Raw genomic sequence first — 14,964 nt, 5'->3', positions numbered from 1 at the left:
TATGTCATTTTCTTTACTGCTATTAATTGTCCTGTGTTGGTTGCTGATTATTTATCATCATGTGATCTACCCTTTGATTCTTAAAAAAATACAAAAGCGCAACGCTCATACTCCAGTAAGCAACCTAGAAGCAGATATCGATTTTAAAAGCATAACGATTCTCGTACCCGCTTATAACGAAGCCGATGTTATCGCCGACAAGGTTCGTAATGTAGCGGCACTGGATTACCCTGCTGATTTAGTAAAACTGATCATTGCCTGTGATGGCTGCCAAGATGATACTGCCGATATTGCTCGCCAAGTTGCTCAAGAGCCTGAAAATAGCTGGCTCAATATAGAGATTCTAGATTTAGATAAAAACCAAGGCAAGGTTGCAATATTAAACCAAGTGATAGAACAGCTTGATACAGACATTGTTGCGCTAAGTGATGCCTCTGCCTTGATATCGATAGATGGTCTTAAAATTGCCAATCAACATTTCTCAAACTCTGATGTTGCGGTGGTAGCTGCAACCTATCGTTTATTGAACCCTGGTAGTGCCGGTGAAAATAAATACTGGAAATATCAGATTGAAGTTAAACAAGGTGAAGCAGCTATTGGCAGCCCAATTGGCGTTCATGGTGCGTTGTACTTCTTTTCACGTCCTCTCTTTAAAGCACTTGAGCCCGACACGATTAATGATGATTTTATCCTACCAATGCAAATGGTTGCTGCCGGTTATGCTGCAGTTTACGACTGTAGCATTATAGCTTTAGAGCTGGAGCAAGCGGATTTAGAAATGGACCAGCGCCGCAGGATTCGAATAGCGGCAGGCAATATGCAGCAATTATTACGCCTGCCTGCATTATTATCTCCGCGCCAAGGGGGAACCGCCTTTGCATTTTTATCAGGTAAAGCCCTGCGCACACTCATGCCCTTTATCATACTGCTACAGCTATTCTTGTGTGCAATGTTAGCAAATGGATCAAGCCTGTTTTTGTTCTTACTCTTAGCCGAAGTGAGTGGCATAACGCTGGCTAGACTGAGTTTGTTTTTACCAGAAAAGTTACTCTCAAAGAGTAAATTCACACGCCCACTCAATTTGATTTTTTATCTCGTCAATGGCTATTTCAGTAGTTTAATAGGTATTACGCGTTACTTACTGGGCTTAGAACGCGGCTGCTGGAAACCCGTTTCTAGTAAGGAGGTGTCATCATGAATGCTTTTAACTTTTCTTTTATAAGAAGTTATAAATACACGGATAATTACATTCCTATTAAAGTATTTGTTTTGAAAAGGATCATGGACATTAGCCTCTCTTTCATAGCGCTGTGTGTATGTTTACCACTGTTTCCAATCATTGCTGGTCTGATCTTTCTTACTTCTCCAGGCCCCGTTATCTTTCAACAATTAAGAATCGGACAAGCCGATAAAAATAAGACAGACATATTTTGGATGTATAAATTCCGTACCATGCGGTTAGATGCAGAGGTTGCATCTGGCGCTGTATGGGCGACAAAGAATGACCCTCGAGTGACTATGTTCGGCCGGTTTTTGCGTAAAACCCGCTTGGATGAACTTCCACAGTTGTTCAATGTATTAGTTGGCGACATGTCATTAATTGGCCCTCGCCCTGAGCGCCCCGGCTTTTATCAAAAACTAGAGGCAGCAATCCCCTACTTTGCGGAGCGCACTTGGGGGCTTAAGCCAGGTATCACAGGTCTGGCTCAGGTAAACCAAGGCTATGACCGTGATCTTAACGATGTTCGTAATAAAGTGGCATTTGATCATGCTTACGCACTGCAATTAGGCAACCTAAGGTCATGGATATTCTCTGATCTACAAATCATTTTTCAAACAGTTATTGTAATGGTCACTGGCCGAGGGCAATAGTGAGTATTCATAAAATGGGCTCACTCCTTCTCTTTCATTCTGTCTCTCAAAATGAGAAGGCTCTTATTAATAGTTTTGAATATTTTTTAAGCAATAAAAAAACCTAATAAAATCAACAGATTAATTAGTGGCACGCACCTTGCTCTTTCTTTAGTAACTAAAAAGAGCAAGGAGTATGACCATGACAAATTTAGCGACCACCACCGAAAACGCAAATAGCACACTTCACTTTGTGATCAATGACTCATTCGATGCCTTAGCCGTTGAAATTCTTCGCCCTCAACTAGATGAGTTAGTACAAGGTAAAACGGATGTTGTGTTAAACATCGAAAATGTGCATTTCATCGACTCATCCGGTATTGGTGCCATTGTCTTTCTTTTCAAACGCCTCCGAACGCTTGAGCAGTCCTTGAGCATTATAGGTGCCCACGGACAACCTCTAGAGTTAATGAAGCACTTACGTGTTGAGCAAACCATTTCAGTATCTGAGTCCGCATCATGAACGCCCTCGCAAGTACATTACTGGTGCTTTCTTTAAGCCAATGCAGTGGTTGTTTCTATTGGGTTACCGAAGGCCAAGGAGGCGTTGCTGAGCGTTTCCCTATTACAGAAGATGAGCACCCTCTTGCCTCTCGTCTATTGATGTGTGAGCAAAAAATGCAACAACACACATCAACTCAGCATCGCACCGAACGATATCAAATTGCTCAGCAACTACTGATTCAAAGCCGCCGTCTCTATGACGCTGAGTTATTACAAGCAGTCGATAGCCCACTGCAACAGGCCGAGACTTTAATACGCCAAATTGAACAGGAAAAACCATTGGTGATGGTTCAACAAGGATCTGGGCAGAATAGCAACGGGGAGATATGTTTATGAAAGCGCTAATTAAATACCTATTAATATTTGTGGTCAGCTTCAGTGTGAGTGCGCAAACCCTGCGCCCTGGTGATGTACTGCAAATCAAGCTACCTGGTGAGACTGCCTTTGAAAGCAATTTTCAGATAAATAATGAAGGTCAGATCAACCTACCTGAAATAGGTTCTATCACACTGAAAGGGCTTTCTTTAAATGAATCGAAAACACTCCTGCAAGAACAGCTAAGTTCGGTATACCGTGATTTAAGCCGCTTCAATCTTATTCTTAAAGAGAGACGTCTGTCGGTGATGGTACTGGGCTATGTTAAAAAACCAGGCTCTGTTGATCTGCCAGTGCGCTCTAATGTGCAAATGGCTATCAACCGTGCCGGAGGACTAGCTCAAGGTGCACAGCTTGATAAGCTACAGATCCGACGTAACAGCGGCCTTATTGAGTTCAACTACAAAGAATACCTAGATAGTGGCGACCCAAGTAGCCTACCTCCACTAGAGCCTATGGATGAAATTTTTGTACCGGCCTCCCCTCTCATTGGTAACGTACAAGTTGAGTTTGATGCCAAAACACTAACTGCATCCGGTGATGCGGGCACAGGAGGAGACTCTATCAAGGTTTTTGGTGAAGTGCATCGTCCCGGTACTTTTGCGTTTAAAAATGATGCTTCAGTAATGGATATGATTATGCGTGCCGGTGGTGTTACCCGTTACGCAGGTATTGAACAAATTCGCATTATCCATAACGGCCAACCCTTCCCATTTAACATGCGTGAATACCTTGATACAGGCAACCCTAAGCTAATGCCAGGCATTCGCCAAGGTGATGTAATTTTTATTCCCCAAGCCACAGAGCAAGTAAAGAATGGATCTCGTACGGTTTATGTTATGGGTGAAGTGTTCAAACCTGGCGCTATGGAAATGGGCGATGGCAGTGGTTTTTATGACTTATTAGCGACCGCTGGTGGGCCAACCCGTTTCGCCGAAACACGACAAATCAAAATAATACGTGCAAACGGTCAAGTCACTCCTTTTGATCTACAAGGCTATGTTGATGGACAAAAGCGCGGTCGTTTACCGCAAATTATGCCAGGTGATGCGATTCTCGTCCCTGAAAAAACGGATATGAATGAAAAGAGCTGGTTAAAAGTTCATCCCAATCGCGCGGTACGTATCATTGGTGCTGTTAACCGCCCAGGGCGCTACGAGTGGGCGACGGAAATGACCTTAATGGACCTTATTGCTCATGCAGGCGGCCCGGTCGCTGGCGCTGACACTTCTCACTTACAAGTACTTAAAGCAAGCGCAGATGGCATTACCCGCTCTGTCAGTTTTGATCTTAAGAAATTTCTCGATAAAGGTGGCGATATTCGTACGGTCCCAGTAGTGCGTGCAGGTGATACCGTGGTTATTCCTGAGCTTCCTAAAGACCCTAACGACAACCGCTCTCAATGGGTAAGGCAATCAAGCGACCGTTCAATCTACATTTTTGGACAAGTCGGTGCTCCCGGCCGTTACGCCTTTAACAATGAACTTAACTTTCTTGATATTTTATCCGCAGCACAGGGGCCAACGGGTAATGCAGACTTAGCAAATGTTCGTATTACGCATCGCCGTGACGGAAAAACCAATGTATCCCAGCTCAACCTTCATCGTTATTTCCAAACAGGCGATGACAGCATGTTACCCACCGTACAAAACGAAGATGTCATCTTTATCCCTAAACGTGACCGAGCATGGTTAGAAAAACCCAAAGAAACCGTTATTCGTGTATTAGGTGCCGTTGCTCGCCCTGGCCGTTACACCTTCGATGACAACATGACAGTCCTTGATCTGCTTGCTGAAGCTGGTGGACCAATGAATAGCGCCTTGCAGGACCGCATTATGGTAGTCAACCGTGTTGATGGTGAAGCGCACTCACGACTGTTTGATTTGGTAGATTTTGCTAAAACAGGCGACTTCAGCAAACTGCCCGCAATCCGTGCCGGAGATACCTTATATGTTCCAAGCAAAGAGCAAAGCGGCTGGTATCGATTTGTGAGCACACTGCAAGAGTCCATCACTGTGTTCTCTTTTGCTCACCTTATCGGTTTATAAAATACTTACCTTTTCGTGGAGCGATGCAAATGGATAAGCTACATAACACTCAAGCACTAGAAACCGTGTACTCACGTATGTTGCGCCTTAACTTGCGACAAATAACACTATGCGGAACCAACAGAAAAAGCGGTAACAGTGAGCTGGCTTTAGCCATAGCAAAACGCGCAGCTGAGTCTGGCAAGCATGTATTATTAGTTGAGCTTAGCCATTACTCTCCGTGCTTGCACGAACGACTAAACTTAGTACGCAACGAGTGGTTACCCTTAACAGGCCATTGGGAGCATGCCGCACAAGCAACACAATACTCAGGTTTAGTGTTGCTCTCTTGCCCCGAGAAGTCTATCCATTGTGTTGAGTTCAAAGATCAGGAAACCCTGAAAGCATTTTTTGATAGCTGTGAGCAACGTTTTGATTTAGTCATTTGCGATGCAGCGCCATTGCTCGCCAGCAAAAAAACATTTGAAGATGACTTAATTATTCGTGAAGAAGCTATCTGTGTCGATTCACTGTGCGCTGCTAGCAAAGCGACCTTGCTGACCATCATTAGTGGTGTAACGACAGAAACACAGATTAATGAAAGCAATGAGATACTTAAACAAACAGGAGCGGTATTAGCAGGCGTCATTATGAATGACTGCTTCACACCCAGCTTACAACAAGAGCTCATACGTGAAAGCCATCGGCTAGACCGCTTCTTTCCTAACTGGATGGAAAAGATCCGCCAACGCCTCAGCCGTATGGTGTTACTTAATCAAGAGCTATAGCTGCCTCATCTATTTCTAATAATATGAGCGTTAGGTCATCGGCCACTATTCCATGATTTAAACGCCACTGCAGCAAGTAATCTCCTGCAGCAGAGATAGGTAACGTCATACTGTGTTTGAGTATCTTAGATAACTCATTCGAGATGGGCTCTCCTGCATCCAAAAAACCATCAGAGAACACCAGCAATCGCTCTTTATCGTGCAACGTGAAGCAGTGCTCTTCATAGTTTGCCAGCCCTAATCCCGGTAGAGGCCCATCAACGGATATCTGTTTAACATTATTGCGAGTCATCAAAATCGGAAAAGGATGGCCTGCGTTGGCAATACAAATTTCACCCTTGGATGAAAACGATAAGAGCATCAGGGTTGCCAGCGTCTCTTTTAAGACTGGGTCAGAATCAAAGCTGTTAGATAAGAGTTCAAGTAAACCACAAATATTACTGTGAAGGTCAGCTCTGGCAGAGCACAAACCTTTAAGGTACCCCGCTAACGCATAAGCAAACCCTTTTGGGGTAACGCCATGGCCCATCAGATCTGCGAACACCAGTAATGCAGCATTCGGGGTTTCATTAAGTTGTAAAAGATCACCACCACCGGGCTCTGGGCAGATACTACGTAAAGTACTGCGAAAACCAGAAAACTCCTCAGGCAAACTAGGCTGTAACCCCAGTGTTATTTTCTCATCCTGAACTCTCATTAGCTGAGTCGTTAGGTAAGAGCGGCGCATCAAGACACGCTTGATAGTCGCAAGAAGAAGCGCCTTATCGACAGGTTTTGATAAATAATCATCGATAGGTCGGCTCACCGCACGTTCTATTAGTGCAGCTTCTGTGCAACCCGAAAGATAAACAAACGCCGTATTAGAAACATCCGGTATATAACTTATCTGGTCAAATAATGCCGTACCATCTTGCCCCGGCATGCGGATATCGCAGATAACCAATATGGGTTTGTATTTTAAAATCTGCTCGCGCGCTTGAGGCACACTGTCCGCTTGAATAACGACATAGTGAGCGGATAAATAAGCGGATAACACAGCGCGGTACGTAGGGTCATCATCAACAATTAATATACGGTTTAGTGGCTGCCCTTGTGCTGTTAAGGGTTTACACAGCAACATAAGATTGCAGGCATCATCCCGATAACATGCGGGAACATAGTTAAAGTCAGCAAAATAATGCGCGAGCAACTTAAGACCCATGCCGTTTTCAGCAGCGATGGCAGGATCGGTGTCATTGAGCAGTTGGCTAAACTGAGTAAAAGTCGGGCCATTATCGAGTACCTCAAAGCACCAATGAAAATCATCTTTACCAAATCGCACAATGACATTGCTTGGCTTAGGGTCAGGGTAACGATAAAGGTTAATAATTAGCTCAGCACAGGCCAATAAAAAATGATCCGCATCAGGCACTTTATGCAGAGCTAATACCTCGGATAGCGCTTCTCGAATACGCCGTGCTTCAAGGAGTGTGGGTTGTAAATGCCATTGTGCTAATAGTTGCTTCATATATTTCACCGCAATCACTCAATTAAACGCGTAGATTCAATGCGTTGTCAGTTGCGCCTCGCCTACCTGTAGCCTAGTCTAAAGTTAGCAATTTGGCTGGAGAGGATGTCCAATGCCCGTTCCTGATATAACCAGAGTTCTATTAATAGAAGATGATATTTCCATGGCTGCCGTTTACCGCAGCTACCTGACAGGTAATGCCTACCAGGTACAGCATGAGAAAACAGGGCAAGATGCCCTATCGGCTATAGCAACAAATAACTTCGACGCCATTCTATTGGATCTCACCCTTCCCGATATGAACGGTCTAGAAATCCTTAAGCATATTAAAGCCCAAGAGCTGCTCGTTGAAGTCATTGTCACTACTGGCGACTGCTCTATGAACACCGCCATTGAAGCAATGCAGTTGGGTGCAAAAGACTATCTAGTCAAGCCATTCACTAAAGACAGGCTATTAACAACGTTAGATAATACTCTTGAAAATCATAAACTTAAACAGATAGTCGAGACTTACCGTGAAGAGATAGATCGTAATAATTTTTGTGGTTTTATTGGCTCTTCTCTATCAATGCAGCGGGTCTATCAAGTTATCGATAGTGCTGCAAGCTCACGCGCTACCATCTTTATTACTGGCGAAAGCGGCACGGGTAAAGAGGTCTGTGCTGAGGCTGTCCATCAACGTAGTGATCGAAACAAAGCTGCGTTTATTGCACTGAATTGTAGCGCCATTCCTAAAGACTTAATTGAGAGCGAAATATTTGGTCATGTTAAAGGTGCTTTCACCGGTGCGGTCAGTGACAGAGACGGAGCGGCGAGTGCAGCTAAAGGCGGTACTTTATTTCTTGATGAAATTTGCGAAATGGAGCTCTCACTCCAATCAAAATTATTACGTTTCCTGCAAACCGGCACCTTGCAAAAAGTGGGTAGTAATAAAACCGAAAAAGTTGATGTAAGAATTCTCTGCGCCAGTAATAAAGACCCTATGGCAGAAGTCCAAGCCGGTAACTTTCGAGAAGATCTTTATTACAGGCTTCATGTGCTTCCGATTCACCTTCCACCGCTTAGAGAACGGGAAAACGATATTATTGAAATTTCCCGTAGCTTTCTTGAACAATACACAAAAGAAGAAGGTAAGGATTTTTGCAGTTTTGATACAGAAACAGAACTCATTCTTAGCAATTACGACTGGCCAGGCAATGTAAGACAGCTACAAAACGTCATCCGTAATATCGTCGTGCTTAATAATGGTGAGAGTGTCACCCCTCATATGTTGCCAGCGCCGTTAGATAACTACACTCCTGCTATTCAAGTACGCCCTACTCACGTTATCAACCAGGAACATACAGGTTTTTCGACTCCTCGCTCGACTTCAATGCATGAACGTCACTCGCCTGTTGAAGTGCAACAAAGGATGCAAGATAAACTCGCAACTATCATTCGCCCTATTGCTGATATCGAACGAGAAGCCATAGAGCATGCAATCGACTTATGTGGAGGCAATATTCCCACTGCTGCTCACTACCTGCAAATTAGTGCAGCAACAATTTATCGAAAACGTAATAGCTGGAAAGATAGCTAACTATAGAGAACAGCTGACTTTAATTTTTCTTAAACGAGAAGCAAGACAACATGTTTAGGCGACTGCAATCACATGAAGCGCTTGCAGAAGAACCTTTTAACCGTAACAATTAGCTATTCTTAATTGAGAAGACTAATAATGCGCAAGTTTGAAGACTCGATCCCGTTACAATTGCTCAAAGCTCGCGAAGCATCCATGCAGTTTTTCCGCCCGCTATTACAGAAAAACAACCTAACCGAGCAGCAATGGCGTGTTCTTCGAGCACTAAAAGCTTACGACGAACTTGAGTCCAAACAACTCGCAGACATTTGTTGCATCCTTAGTCCGAGTTTAACAGGCATTATTAAGCGGCTTGAACAACAAGGTTACATAGAGAGGCGTAAATCAGCTGAAGACCAGCGCCGTACACTGATAAAATTAACTGAGCAGGCTTTACAACTGTTCGAACAAATTAGCCCAGAAGTCGACGCTCACTATCAATTATTTGCAGAACGTTTTGGTCCAGAAAAGCTAGATCAGCTTTCAAAACTGTTACAAGAGCTCGCCTCAATCAAGCCGTAAAGAAACTTACTTTTACAAACCCGCATATAACCATATCGGGTTTTAAAGTATCATTCGCAACACCACCTATATTACCTTTCATACGATAATCAGCACATTTGATTTTTACCTTGCCTATTGACAATAGATAACATGTTAACTAATCTCTGAGCATGTACTTAATATATTAACTAATAATCACATTAGCCATCCATATTGGTTAGGTGTAAAGCACACAGTCAGATGGCTTATACTGATAACAATACTAAGTGAGGTAACACAATGGGCGAAATTGTACTGGCGGCGAAGATAACTCACGTGCCAACGATGCTGTTATCGGAGCAGCCCGGACGTTTGGAGGGCTGTCGCAAGCAAGCTATCGATGGACATAAAGAGATTGCTCGCCGTGCTCGCGAAGCGGGCGCTGATACCGTTGTTGTTATAGACACCCACTGGCTTGTGAACAACGGTTACCATATAAATTCTAATAGCCGTTTTAAAGGCAATTACACCAGCCACGAGTTTCCTCACTTTATTCAGAACATGGAATACGATTACCAAGGTAACCCTGAACTTGGCGATTTAATAGCAAAGAAAGCGACAGATAAAGGCGTTTATACCCTCTCCCATCAAGTTGATTCGCTTACACTTGAATATGGCACCTTAGTGCCTATGTATTATATGAATGAGGAAGCTGACCTAAAAATCGTCTCTATTTCCGGTTGGTGTAGCGTCCATAGTCTTGAATCATCACGTATCCTTGGCGAAGCTATTCGTGAAGCGATTGAAGCCAGTGATAGTAAAGTAATGGTACTGGCTTCAGGGTCGTTATCTCACCAGATTTGGGCTAATGACGATTACGAAGCAAATAACGGCACCTTTACTATCTCCAAAGAATTTAACCGCCAGGTTGACCTTCGCGTATTAGATCTTTGGCAACAAGGCGATAACGCCACCTTCTTAAAGATGCTGCCTGACTATGCAAACCTTTGTTCTGGCGAAGGCGGTATGCATGATACAGCCATGCTATTTGGCGCACTGGGGTGGGATGAGTATCAGGGTAAAGGTGAGATAATTGGTGAATATTTCCCTAGCTCAGGAACAGGACAAGTAAACGTTGTTTTCAGTCTTTAAGAATAAAGCGCCGTCTACAACACCAGTTTCATTACTCGCGGGCATGGCGATAGCCAGCCCTGTTGCGCTTAATATCTTTGCTCCGGTCATGCCGGAGCTAGCCGTTACATTTAACACCAGTACTTTCACTATCCAGCTGGGCTTTACCCTATACCTTTTTACACTCGCGATCGGCCAGCTGATAAGCGGGCCTCTGGCCGATCGTTATGGCCGTAGGCCGGTGTTGCTGTGGGGCTTTATCCTGCATATCGCGGGGTGTTTACTCGGTGTTATGGCTACTGAAGTCTGGCAATTATTGTTAGCACGTGTGCTACAAGCCGCCGGAGGTTGTACTGGAATGCTACTAGCACGAAGTATTGTTTTGGACCAACACGGAAAAGACCAAGCTGCCGGTATGCTCGGCTATATCACCTTGGGGATCGCTAGCGCACAAGCAATTGCCCCCACTATGGGTGGTTATCTTAACCTACTCGCAGGTTGGCAAAGCGTATTTTGGCTTTCGATGATTCTGGGATCAGTCGTGTGGCTGGGAGCACTTTTTTACCTGCCAGAGTCAAATCAGATCGATCAGCAAAACAGAAGTTTCCTTGAAAGCTTTAAACGCTATAACAGCGTTTTGTCTTCACCCGGTTACCTCTGGTACGCCCTATCCTGCACCATGATAGCGTGTGGTTTCTTTATCTTTATTACCAGCGCTCCCTTTGTTGTAGCTAAGCATATGCAAGGCAGCCCAGTGGATTATGGTAACTGGTTCATACTGGTTGCTGGCGGTTTCTGGTTAGGGAGCCTGACCGCAGGAAAAGTATCTGCAAAAGTGGGTACCGACCGAATGATCAAACTAGGAAACTATATTTCTGGTATAGGCAGCCTACTAATGCTGGGCCTGTTCATAGCAGGTTCCCCCAGCTACTTGAGCTTGTTCCTACCGATGGCCCTGTTCACTTTTGGCAGAGGCTTAAGTCAACCGAATGCCCAAGCCAGTGCCATATCCGCTACCAGCGGAGCCAAAGCTACTGCTACCGGCATGCTCGGCTTTCTTCAACTGTTGATAGGCTCACTCATGGCTCAGCTAACACCGCTACTAATGAAGACGGGCCTGGTTGTACTGCCTCTTGTTCTGCTAAGCATGGTGCTACTGGCAGCCTACTGTTATTACCGAGGCGTAAAGGCCAGCATAGCGTTATAAACGTCGAGTCCCCAAAAACCCTTGTCCAGCCACCTAAATCCATTAAAGCAAATGTTGAATGGGCGAAAGACAATGGCAGGTGTCGGCCCAAAGCGATCTTTTTTTCTTGAGGTATTCAACATACTTTTTCTGTCAGCTAATTACTGAGCCTTAGAACTGTCTGTTTGATTAATGCGACAGGTGATCTCTTGTAATCGGGTTAACCCTTGCAGGGTTATAGGGAGTACCAGTGCTGCCTGCACAAACTCCCATGAATAAGTAACGATAGTAAAAATAGTACCTGCAGAGATCTCAGGCATTGCTGTTGCAGCCCATAGATTAGCAACAATAAATCCCGTTACCACCAGAAAAATCAGACCATAAAGAATGGCTTCCCGATCAGACAGTTTCACTTCCCAGCGAAACAGTAAACTCAAATGCTTGTGCAAGCTTGTTTTAAACCCTAGTGCCAGCAACGCTACCTGACGTTCAGTTTGGTTATTCAGTGCCTGGTTCAATCGTAAGAATGAGTGATGAAAAAAACCATAGAGTATTACCATTATCAGAATCATACCGGCGGCGTTTGCAGCAAGTATGGAGCTAAAAGATGCCAGTATGACCAGCGAAATAATAATCTGAGTAAGCCCGGTGATTAGTTCCGGCACACCATCTTCTAAAAAACAGACGAGTTCCCGGGACATGTCGAGCCTAGCACTACGAATCGAAATATTAAGCATTGTATTGCGTTGATCGAGTTCAAGCCCAAGCGCTACTTTGATTGCTCCATACATACGGGTGTCATATATACGTCGCAGTACAGCAATGATTGTCAGCAGTACCATTACCATAAAGAGAACCATCAACTGATCCGTCACTCCCGCCAGAAGATCATCAATTGAAAAGCCGATGAATAACGGAATGAGAGCTAATAGGCAATTTTCTAGCAGCACTAATCCCCAAGTAACAGCTATACCGGACGAATATTTTCTTAACAGTAATTTTAGATTCAACGTACCAGACAGCATAGCATTACCTTTATTCTATAAAAATTTATTGTCACAATTGACAATAAATAATCTGCATTATATATTGTCATTATTGATAATAAAAGACAGTTATAAAGCAGAGTAAAAACTATGGGACGTCCGAGTAAAAAAGCAGAGAGAACCGAGCAGATATTACAAGCCCTGCAGCGCTGTGTGGCGCGCTATGGCCTTGAAGGCAGCACATTGGAACGCATTTCTGAAGAAGCTGGATTACAACGAAGCTTAGTACGACACTTTGCTGGTAATCGTACAGAGCTAGTAACACAGCTTGCCGACCGGGTAATTGAGCGATCAGACAAACAGTGGTCTGAATTCATCAGCTACCTACCTGAACAAGATATTACCTCTGCGTTGCTCAATGGCCTGTTTACCGAGGATCACAGTGATGCTGAGTTTGTCTTGGTTATCGAGTCTTTGATCTTTGCTGCTGGTCAGGATGAGCCATTACGTAAACAGATGCAGGCATGGATGAGCCGCTTCACCAACGATATGAAATTTATCTTATTACGTGACAACCCATCAGCCGATGATGAACACCTTAATGCAATTGCCTTTGGCTTGGTGTCGATCTATTTCAACCTTGATTCACTGGCTCCGCTGAATATGAGCGCACAATACCGTCCCTCTGCACGCAGGGCAGCGGAGCTGTTAGTTAATACGTTAATTCCTGCGACAAAATAAGGAGACTGATCATGGCGTGGACATCTATTCTAGGTATTGCACTTCTACTTTGGGTTGCGTGGGATCTGTATGCAGGCTCCGTCTGGTTACACCGTGAGTATTTCCGAAATCAAGATCCTTGGAGCTATTGGATTCTAATTCTCGTTTGGATACTGGTCGCAGTATCTTGTTTCTACTGGTAGGAGATTGAACAATGGCACTGCCAAAGCACAATGGATTTATTCGACTTATTTACTTTGTAGCAATACTGATAATGTTTGGTTTTTTCGGTTGGCTGATTCAGGCATCGCTAACCTCTGAGCAGCCATATACAAGCGCAGGTACCAATACATCACAGCAACCCACCACAAAATCACTCACACCCAAAACAGCCTATGTGAGTGACGGTGCGGTGATAGTAGGTATTGAAAGTCGCATTGACCTTTCAGCTGATGTGCAGCATCAGCTGGATCAAAGTTGGCAAGAATTTGCGCAACAAGACCTTGCTTCTGCTTTAACAGCAAAGGACCCACTTAGAGTCTTTGCCGTTTACCACAGCTATAACCAGAAAAAGAACCAAATCAGTGTCACGCTAGGATATCCAGCACCGAAAAACTTCAAGTTAAATGGCCGTATTCATGCCGTCAGTGTAGACCCAGGTCAGTATATAGTCCTGCCACATAGATACGTTCTAGATAGTTGGGCAAAGGCCAACCAATTTGTAAATCAGCTTAAGTTTAAAGGTGACTATGAAATCTACCTTCTAACACCAGACTATCAGATTGACCAATTTACAGCCTACATGGCTATTCAGTAAGGGGATTAAAATGAACGAACAACTCTGGCTGGAATTTTTTGAGTTCATATCTTTTGACATCTATGACTGGACCTTGGTGTTCGCAGTCTTCTTTATCGCTCTAGAGCTAACTGATGATCTGATAACTAAACGATTCAGTGGTGAACGCTTTCTGGAAACGCTTTCCAGCATACTTACTCAAGTACCTTATTATTTGGCTGAGATCTTTATATTCGGCGCCGGGGTTTATCTGTACTTCATGATCCATGAAATGATCCCTTGGAAGCTTCCGGTCAACGGTCACACCGGTTTACTGGTGCTTATGCTCGCTGACCTAACCTATTACATCGAACACTATGTTATTCACAAAGTCCGACTGTTCTGGCTGGCACATTCAGTACATCACAGTTCATCTATGATGAACACTGCCACCGCTTTTCGTTTCAGTTTGTTCGATCCGATGGTTTCGGTGATGTTCCACCTGCCACTGGTGCTGATGGGCTTCAACCCTATCTTGATATTTGCCGGTGAAGTACTCGTACAGGCTTATCAGTTCTGGCTCCATAATGAGGTGATCGGAAAGCTTGGGCCGATCGAATGGCTGTTTAATACGCCGTCCCATCACCGTGTACACCATGGCTCTGATAAGAAGTATATCGATAAGAACTTCGGCGGAATTTTGATCATTTGGGATCGCCTGTTCGGCACCTTTCAAAAAGAGGAAGAATTGCCAAACTATGGTCTGACAACGCCTATGACCAGTAAAAACCCGATCACTGTTCAATTTTTTGAATTTCCAAAACTGTATCGCGATCTAGTTAAAGCAAAAGGTGCCGGTGAGTTTTTCGGTTATCTCTTTCATGGCCCTGGCTGGCAACCAAAGCGTAAGCCCGTTGTTTCGTGCAGTGAAACCGTTAAGCAGGATTAAGACA

At 44.2% G+C, this 14,964-nt stretch carries 16 protein-coding genes; 14 read left to right on the top strand and 2 right to left on the bottom strand.

Going from position 1 to position 14,964, the window contains the following annotated elements; all coding sequences use genetic code 11:
- Position 1: 1 nt before the first annotated feature.
- The 6 genes from G511_RS0107135 to G511_RS0107110 all read left to right on the top strand — a co-directional run bounded on the left by G511_RS0107135 (position 2) and on the right by G511_RS0107110 (position 5,605).
- Positions 2-1,198: a glycosyltransferase family 2 protein gene (locus G511_RS0107135; protein ID WP_036551559.1), complete on the top strand. Its 1,197-nt coding sequence runs from the start codon at positions 2-4 to the stop codon at positions 1,196-1,198.
- Complete coding sequence (locus G511_RS0107130; protein ID WP_084629034.1) at positions 1,195-1,872, top strand: sugar transferase; 678 nt, start codon at positions 1,195-1,197, stop codon at positions 1,870-1,872. The genes G511_RS0107135 and G511_RS0107130 overlap by 4 nt, the downstream gene beginning before the upstream one ends.
- Before the next feature lie 181 nt (positions 1,873-2,053).
- Complete coding sequence (locus tag G511_RS0107125) at positions 2,054-2,374, top strand: STAS domain-containing protein (protein ID WP_084629033.1); 321 nt, start codon at positions 2,054-2,056, stop codon at positions 2,372-2,374.
- Positions 2,371-2,751 (top strand): hypothetical protein, encoded by a 381-nt coding sequence (locus tag G511_RS0107120; protein ID WP_028469036.1) that lies wholly within the window; start codon positions 2,371-2,373, stop codon positions 2,749-2,751. Before G511_RS0107125 ends, G511_RS0107120 begins: the two co-directional genes overlap by 4 nt.
- The gene (locus G511_RS0107115; protein WP_028469035.1) at positions 2,748-4,838 is read left to right on the top strand and encodes an SLBB domain-containing protein; all 2,091 of its coding nucleotides are present in this window, start codon (positions 2,748-2,750) and stop codon (positions 4,836-4,838) included. Before G511_RS0107120 ends, G511_RS0107115 begins: the two co-directional genes overlap by 4 nt.
- A 29-nt stretch (positions 4,839-4,867) precedes the next feature.
- Positions 4,868-5,605 (top strand): P-loop NTPase family protein, encoded by a 738-nt coding sequence (locus G511_RS0107110; protein ID WP_028469034.1) that lies wholly within the window; start codon positions 4,868-4,870, stop codon positions 5,603-5,605.
- On the opposite strand, the gene G511_RS0107105 is transcribed toward G511_RS0107110, so the two are convergent.
- Positions 5,589-7,112, bottom strand: coding sequence for a SpoIIE family protein phosphatase (locus G511_RS0107105; RefSeq protein WP_028469033.1), 1,524 nt, complete (start codon positions 7,110-7,112; stop codon positions 5,589-5,591). The two genes, G511_RS0107110 and G511_RS0107105, sit on opposite strands and share 17 nt — an antisense overlap.
- A gap of 112 nt (positions 7,113-7,224) precedes the next feature.
- Between G511_RS0107105 and G511_RS0107100 the strand changes: the two genes are divergently transcribed.
- The 4 genes from G511_RS0107100 to G511_RS0107085 all read left to right on the top strand — a co-directional run bounded on the left by G511_RS0107100 (position 7,225) and on the right by G511_RS0107085 (position 11,551).
- A complete protein-coding gene (locus G511_RS0107100) occupies positions 7,225-8,691 on the top strand; it encodes a sigma-54-dependent transcriptional regulator (protein WP_028469032.1) in 1,467 nt (488 codons plus the stop codon).
- Positions 8,692-8,829: 138 nt separating this feature from the next.
- On the top strand, positions 8,830-9,252 hold the full coding sequence (gene hpaR, locus G511_RS0107095) for a homoprotocatechuate degradation operon regulator HpaR (protein ID WP_028469031.1): 423 nt from the start codon (positions 8,830-8,832) through the stop codon (positions 9,250-9,252).
- Between the two features lie 261 nt (positions 9,253-9,513).
- Positions 9,514-10,365 (top strand): 3,4-dihydroxyphenylacetate 2,3-dioxygenase, encoded by an 852-nt coding sequence (hpaD, locus tag G511_RS0107090; RefSeq protein WP_028469030.1) that lies wholly within the window; start codon positions 9,514-9,516, stop codon positions 10,363-10,365.
- Entirely contained in the window at positions 10,349-11,551 is a 1,203-nt protein-coding gene (locus G511_RS0107085; protein ID WP_028469029.1) for a multidrug effflux MFS transporter, read from the top strand. Before hpaD ends, G511_RS0107085 begins: the two co-directional genes overlap by 17 nt.
- A gap of 140 nt (positions 11,552-11,691) precedes the next feature.
- Here G511_RS0107085 and G511_RS0107080 read toward each other — a convergent pair whose 3' ends face one another.
- Positions 11,692-12,555, bottom strand: a complete 864-nt coding sequence (locus tag G511_RS0107080) for an ABC transporter six-transmembrane domain-containing protein (protein ID WP_028469028.1) — start codon at positions 12,553-12,555, stop codon at positions 11,692-11,694.
- Between the two features lie 111 nt (positions 12,556-12,666).
- On the opposite strand from G511_RS0107080, the gene G511_RS0107075 reads away from it, so the two are divergent.
- From G511_RS0107075 to G511_RS0107060, 4 genes are read left to right on the top strand one after another with little or no spacing between them, the layout of a single operon-like run.
- Entirely contained in the window at positions 12,667-13,257 is a 591-nt protein-coding gene (locus G511_RS0107075) for a TetR/AcrR family transcriptional regulator (RefSeq protein ID WP_028469027.1), read from the top strand.
- A gap of 11 nt (positions 13,258-13,268) precedes the next feature.
- The gene (locus G511_RS24495) at positions 13,269-13,439 is read left to right on the top strand and encodes an Asp23/Gls24 family envelope stress response protein (RefSeq protein WP_169565732.1); all 171 of its coding nucleotides are present in this window, start codon (positions 13,269-13,271) and stop codon (positions 13,437-13,439) included.
- An 11-nt stretch (positions 13,440-13,450) separates the two neighbouring features.
- Positions 13,451-14,053: an effector binding domain-containing protein gene (locus tag G511_RS0107065; protein WP_028469026.1), complete on the top strand. Its 603-nt coding sequence runs from the start codon at positions 13,451-13,453 to the stop codon at positions 14,051-14,053.
- A 10-nt stretch (positions 14,054-14,063) separates the two neighbouring features.
- A complete protein-coding gene (locus G511_RS0107060; protein WP_028469025.1) occupies positions 14,064-14,960 on the top strand; it encodes a sterol desaturase family protein in 897 nt (298 codons plus the stop codon).
- Positions 14,961-14,964: the final 4 nt, after the last annotated feature.

It is taken from the genome of Neptunomonas japonica DSM 18939, assembly GCF_000422765.1.
In the GTDB taxonomy this organism is placed as follows: Bacteria; Pseudomonadota; Gammaproteobacteria; order Pseudomonadales; family Balneatricaceae; genus Neptunomonas; species Neptunomonas japonica.
The sequence above is the reverse complement of the archived record's forward strand: the minus strand, read 5'-3'. Positions and strand labels throughout refer to the sequence as shown.

What these genes read in the sequence shown, in the direction of transcription:
- G511_RS0107100 (WP_028469032.1), top strand. Translation starts at nt 7,225, where the DNA reads ATGCCCGTTCCTGATATAACCAGAGTTCTATTAATAGAAGATGATATT.
- hpaR (WP_028469031.1), top strand. Translation starts at nt 8,830, where the DNA reads ATGCGCAAGTTTGAAGACTCGATCCCGTTACAATTGCTCAAAGCTCGC.
- G511_RS0107065 (WP_028469026.1), top strand. Translation starts at nt 13,451, where the DNA reads ATGGCACTGCCAAAGCACAATGGATTTATTCGACTTATTTACTTTGTA.
- G511_RS0107060 (WP_028469025.1), top strand. Translation starts at nt 14,064, where the DNA reads ATGAACGAACAACTCTGGCTGGAATTTTTTGAGTTCATATCTTTTGAC.
- G511_RS0107110 (WP_028469034.1), top strand. Translation starts at nt 4,868, where the DNA reads ATGGATAAGCTACATAACACTCAAGCACTAGAAACCGTGTACTCACGT.
- G511_RS0107135 (WP_036551559.1), top strand. Translation starts at nt 2, where the DNA reads ATGTCATTTTCTTTACTGCTATTAATTGTCCTGTGTTGGTTGCTGATT.
- G511_RS0107130 (WP_084629034.1), top strand. Translation starts at nt 1,195, where the DNA reads ATGAATGCTTTTAACTTTTCTTTTATAAGAAGTTATAAATACACGGAT.
- G511_RS0107075 (WP_028469027.1), top strand. Translation starts at nt 12,667, where the DNA reads ATGGGACGTCCGAGTAAAAAAGCAGAGAGAACCGAGCAGATATTACAA.
- G511_RS0107115 (WP_028469035.1), top strand. Translation starts at nt 2,748, where the DNA reads ATGAAAGCGCTAATTAAATACCTATTAATATTTGTGGTCAGCTTCAGT.
- G511_RS0107120 (WP_028469036.1), top strand. Translation starts at nt 2,371, where the DNA reads ATGAACGCCCTCGCAAGTACATTACTGGTGCTTTCTTTAAGCCAATGC.
- G511_RS0107105 (WP_028469033.1), bottom strand. Translation starts at nt 7,112, where the DNA reads ATGAAGCAACTATTAGCACAATGGCATTTACAACCCACACTCCTTGAA.
- G511_RS0107080 (WP_028469028.1), bottom strand. Translation starts at nt 12,555, where the DNA reads ATGCTGTCTGGTACGTTGAATCTAAAATTACTGTTAAGAAAATATTCG.
- hpaD (WP_028469030.1), top strand. Translation starts at nt 9,514, where the DNA reads ATGGGCGAAATTGTACTGGCGGCGAAGATAACTCACGTGCCAACGATG.
- G511_RS0107125 (WP_084629033.1), top strand. Translation starts at nt 2,054, where the DNA reads ATGACAAATTTAGCGACCACCACCGAAAACGCAAATAGCACACTTCAC.
- G511_RS24495 (WP_169565732.1), top strand. Translation starts at nt 13,269, where the DNA reads ATGGCGTGGACATCTATTCTAGGTATTGCACTTCTACTTTGGGTTGCG.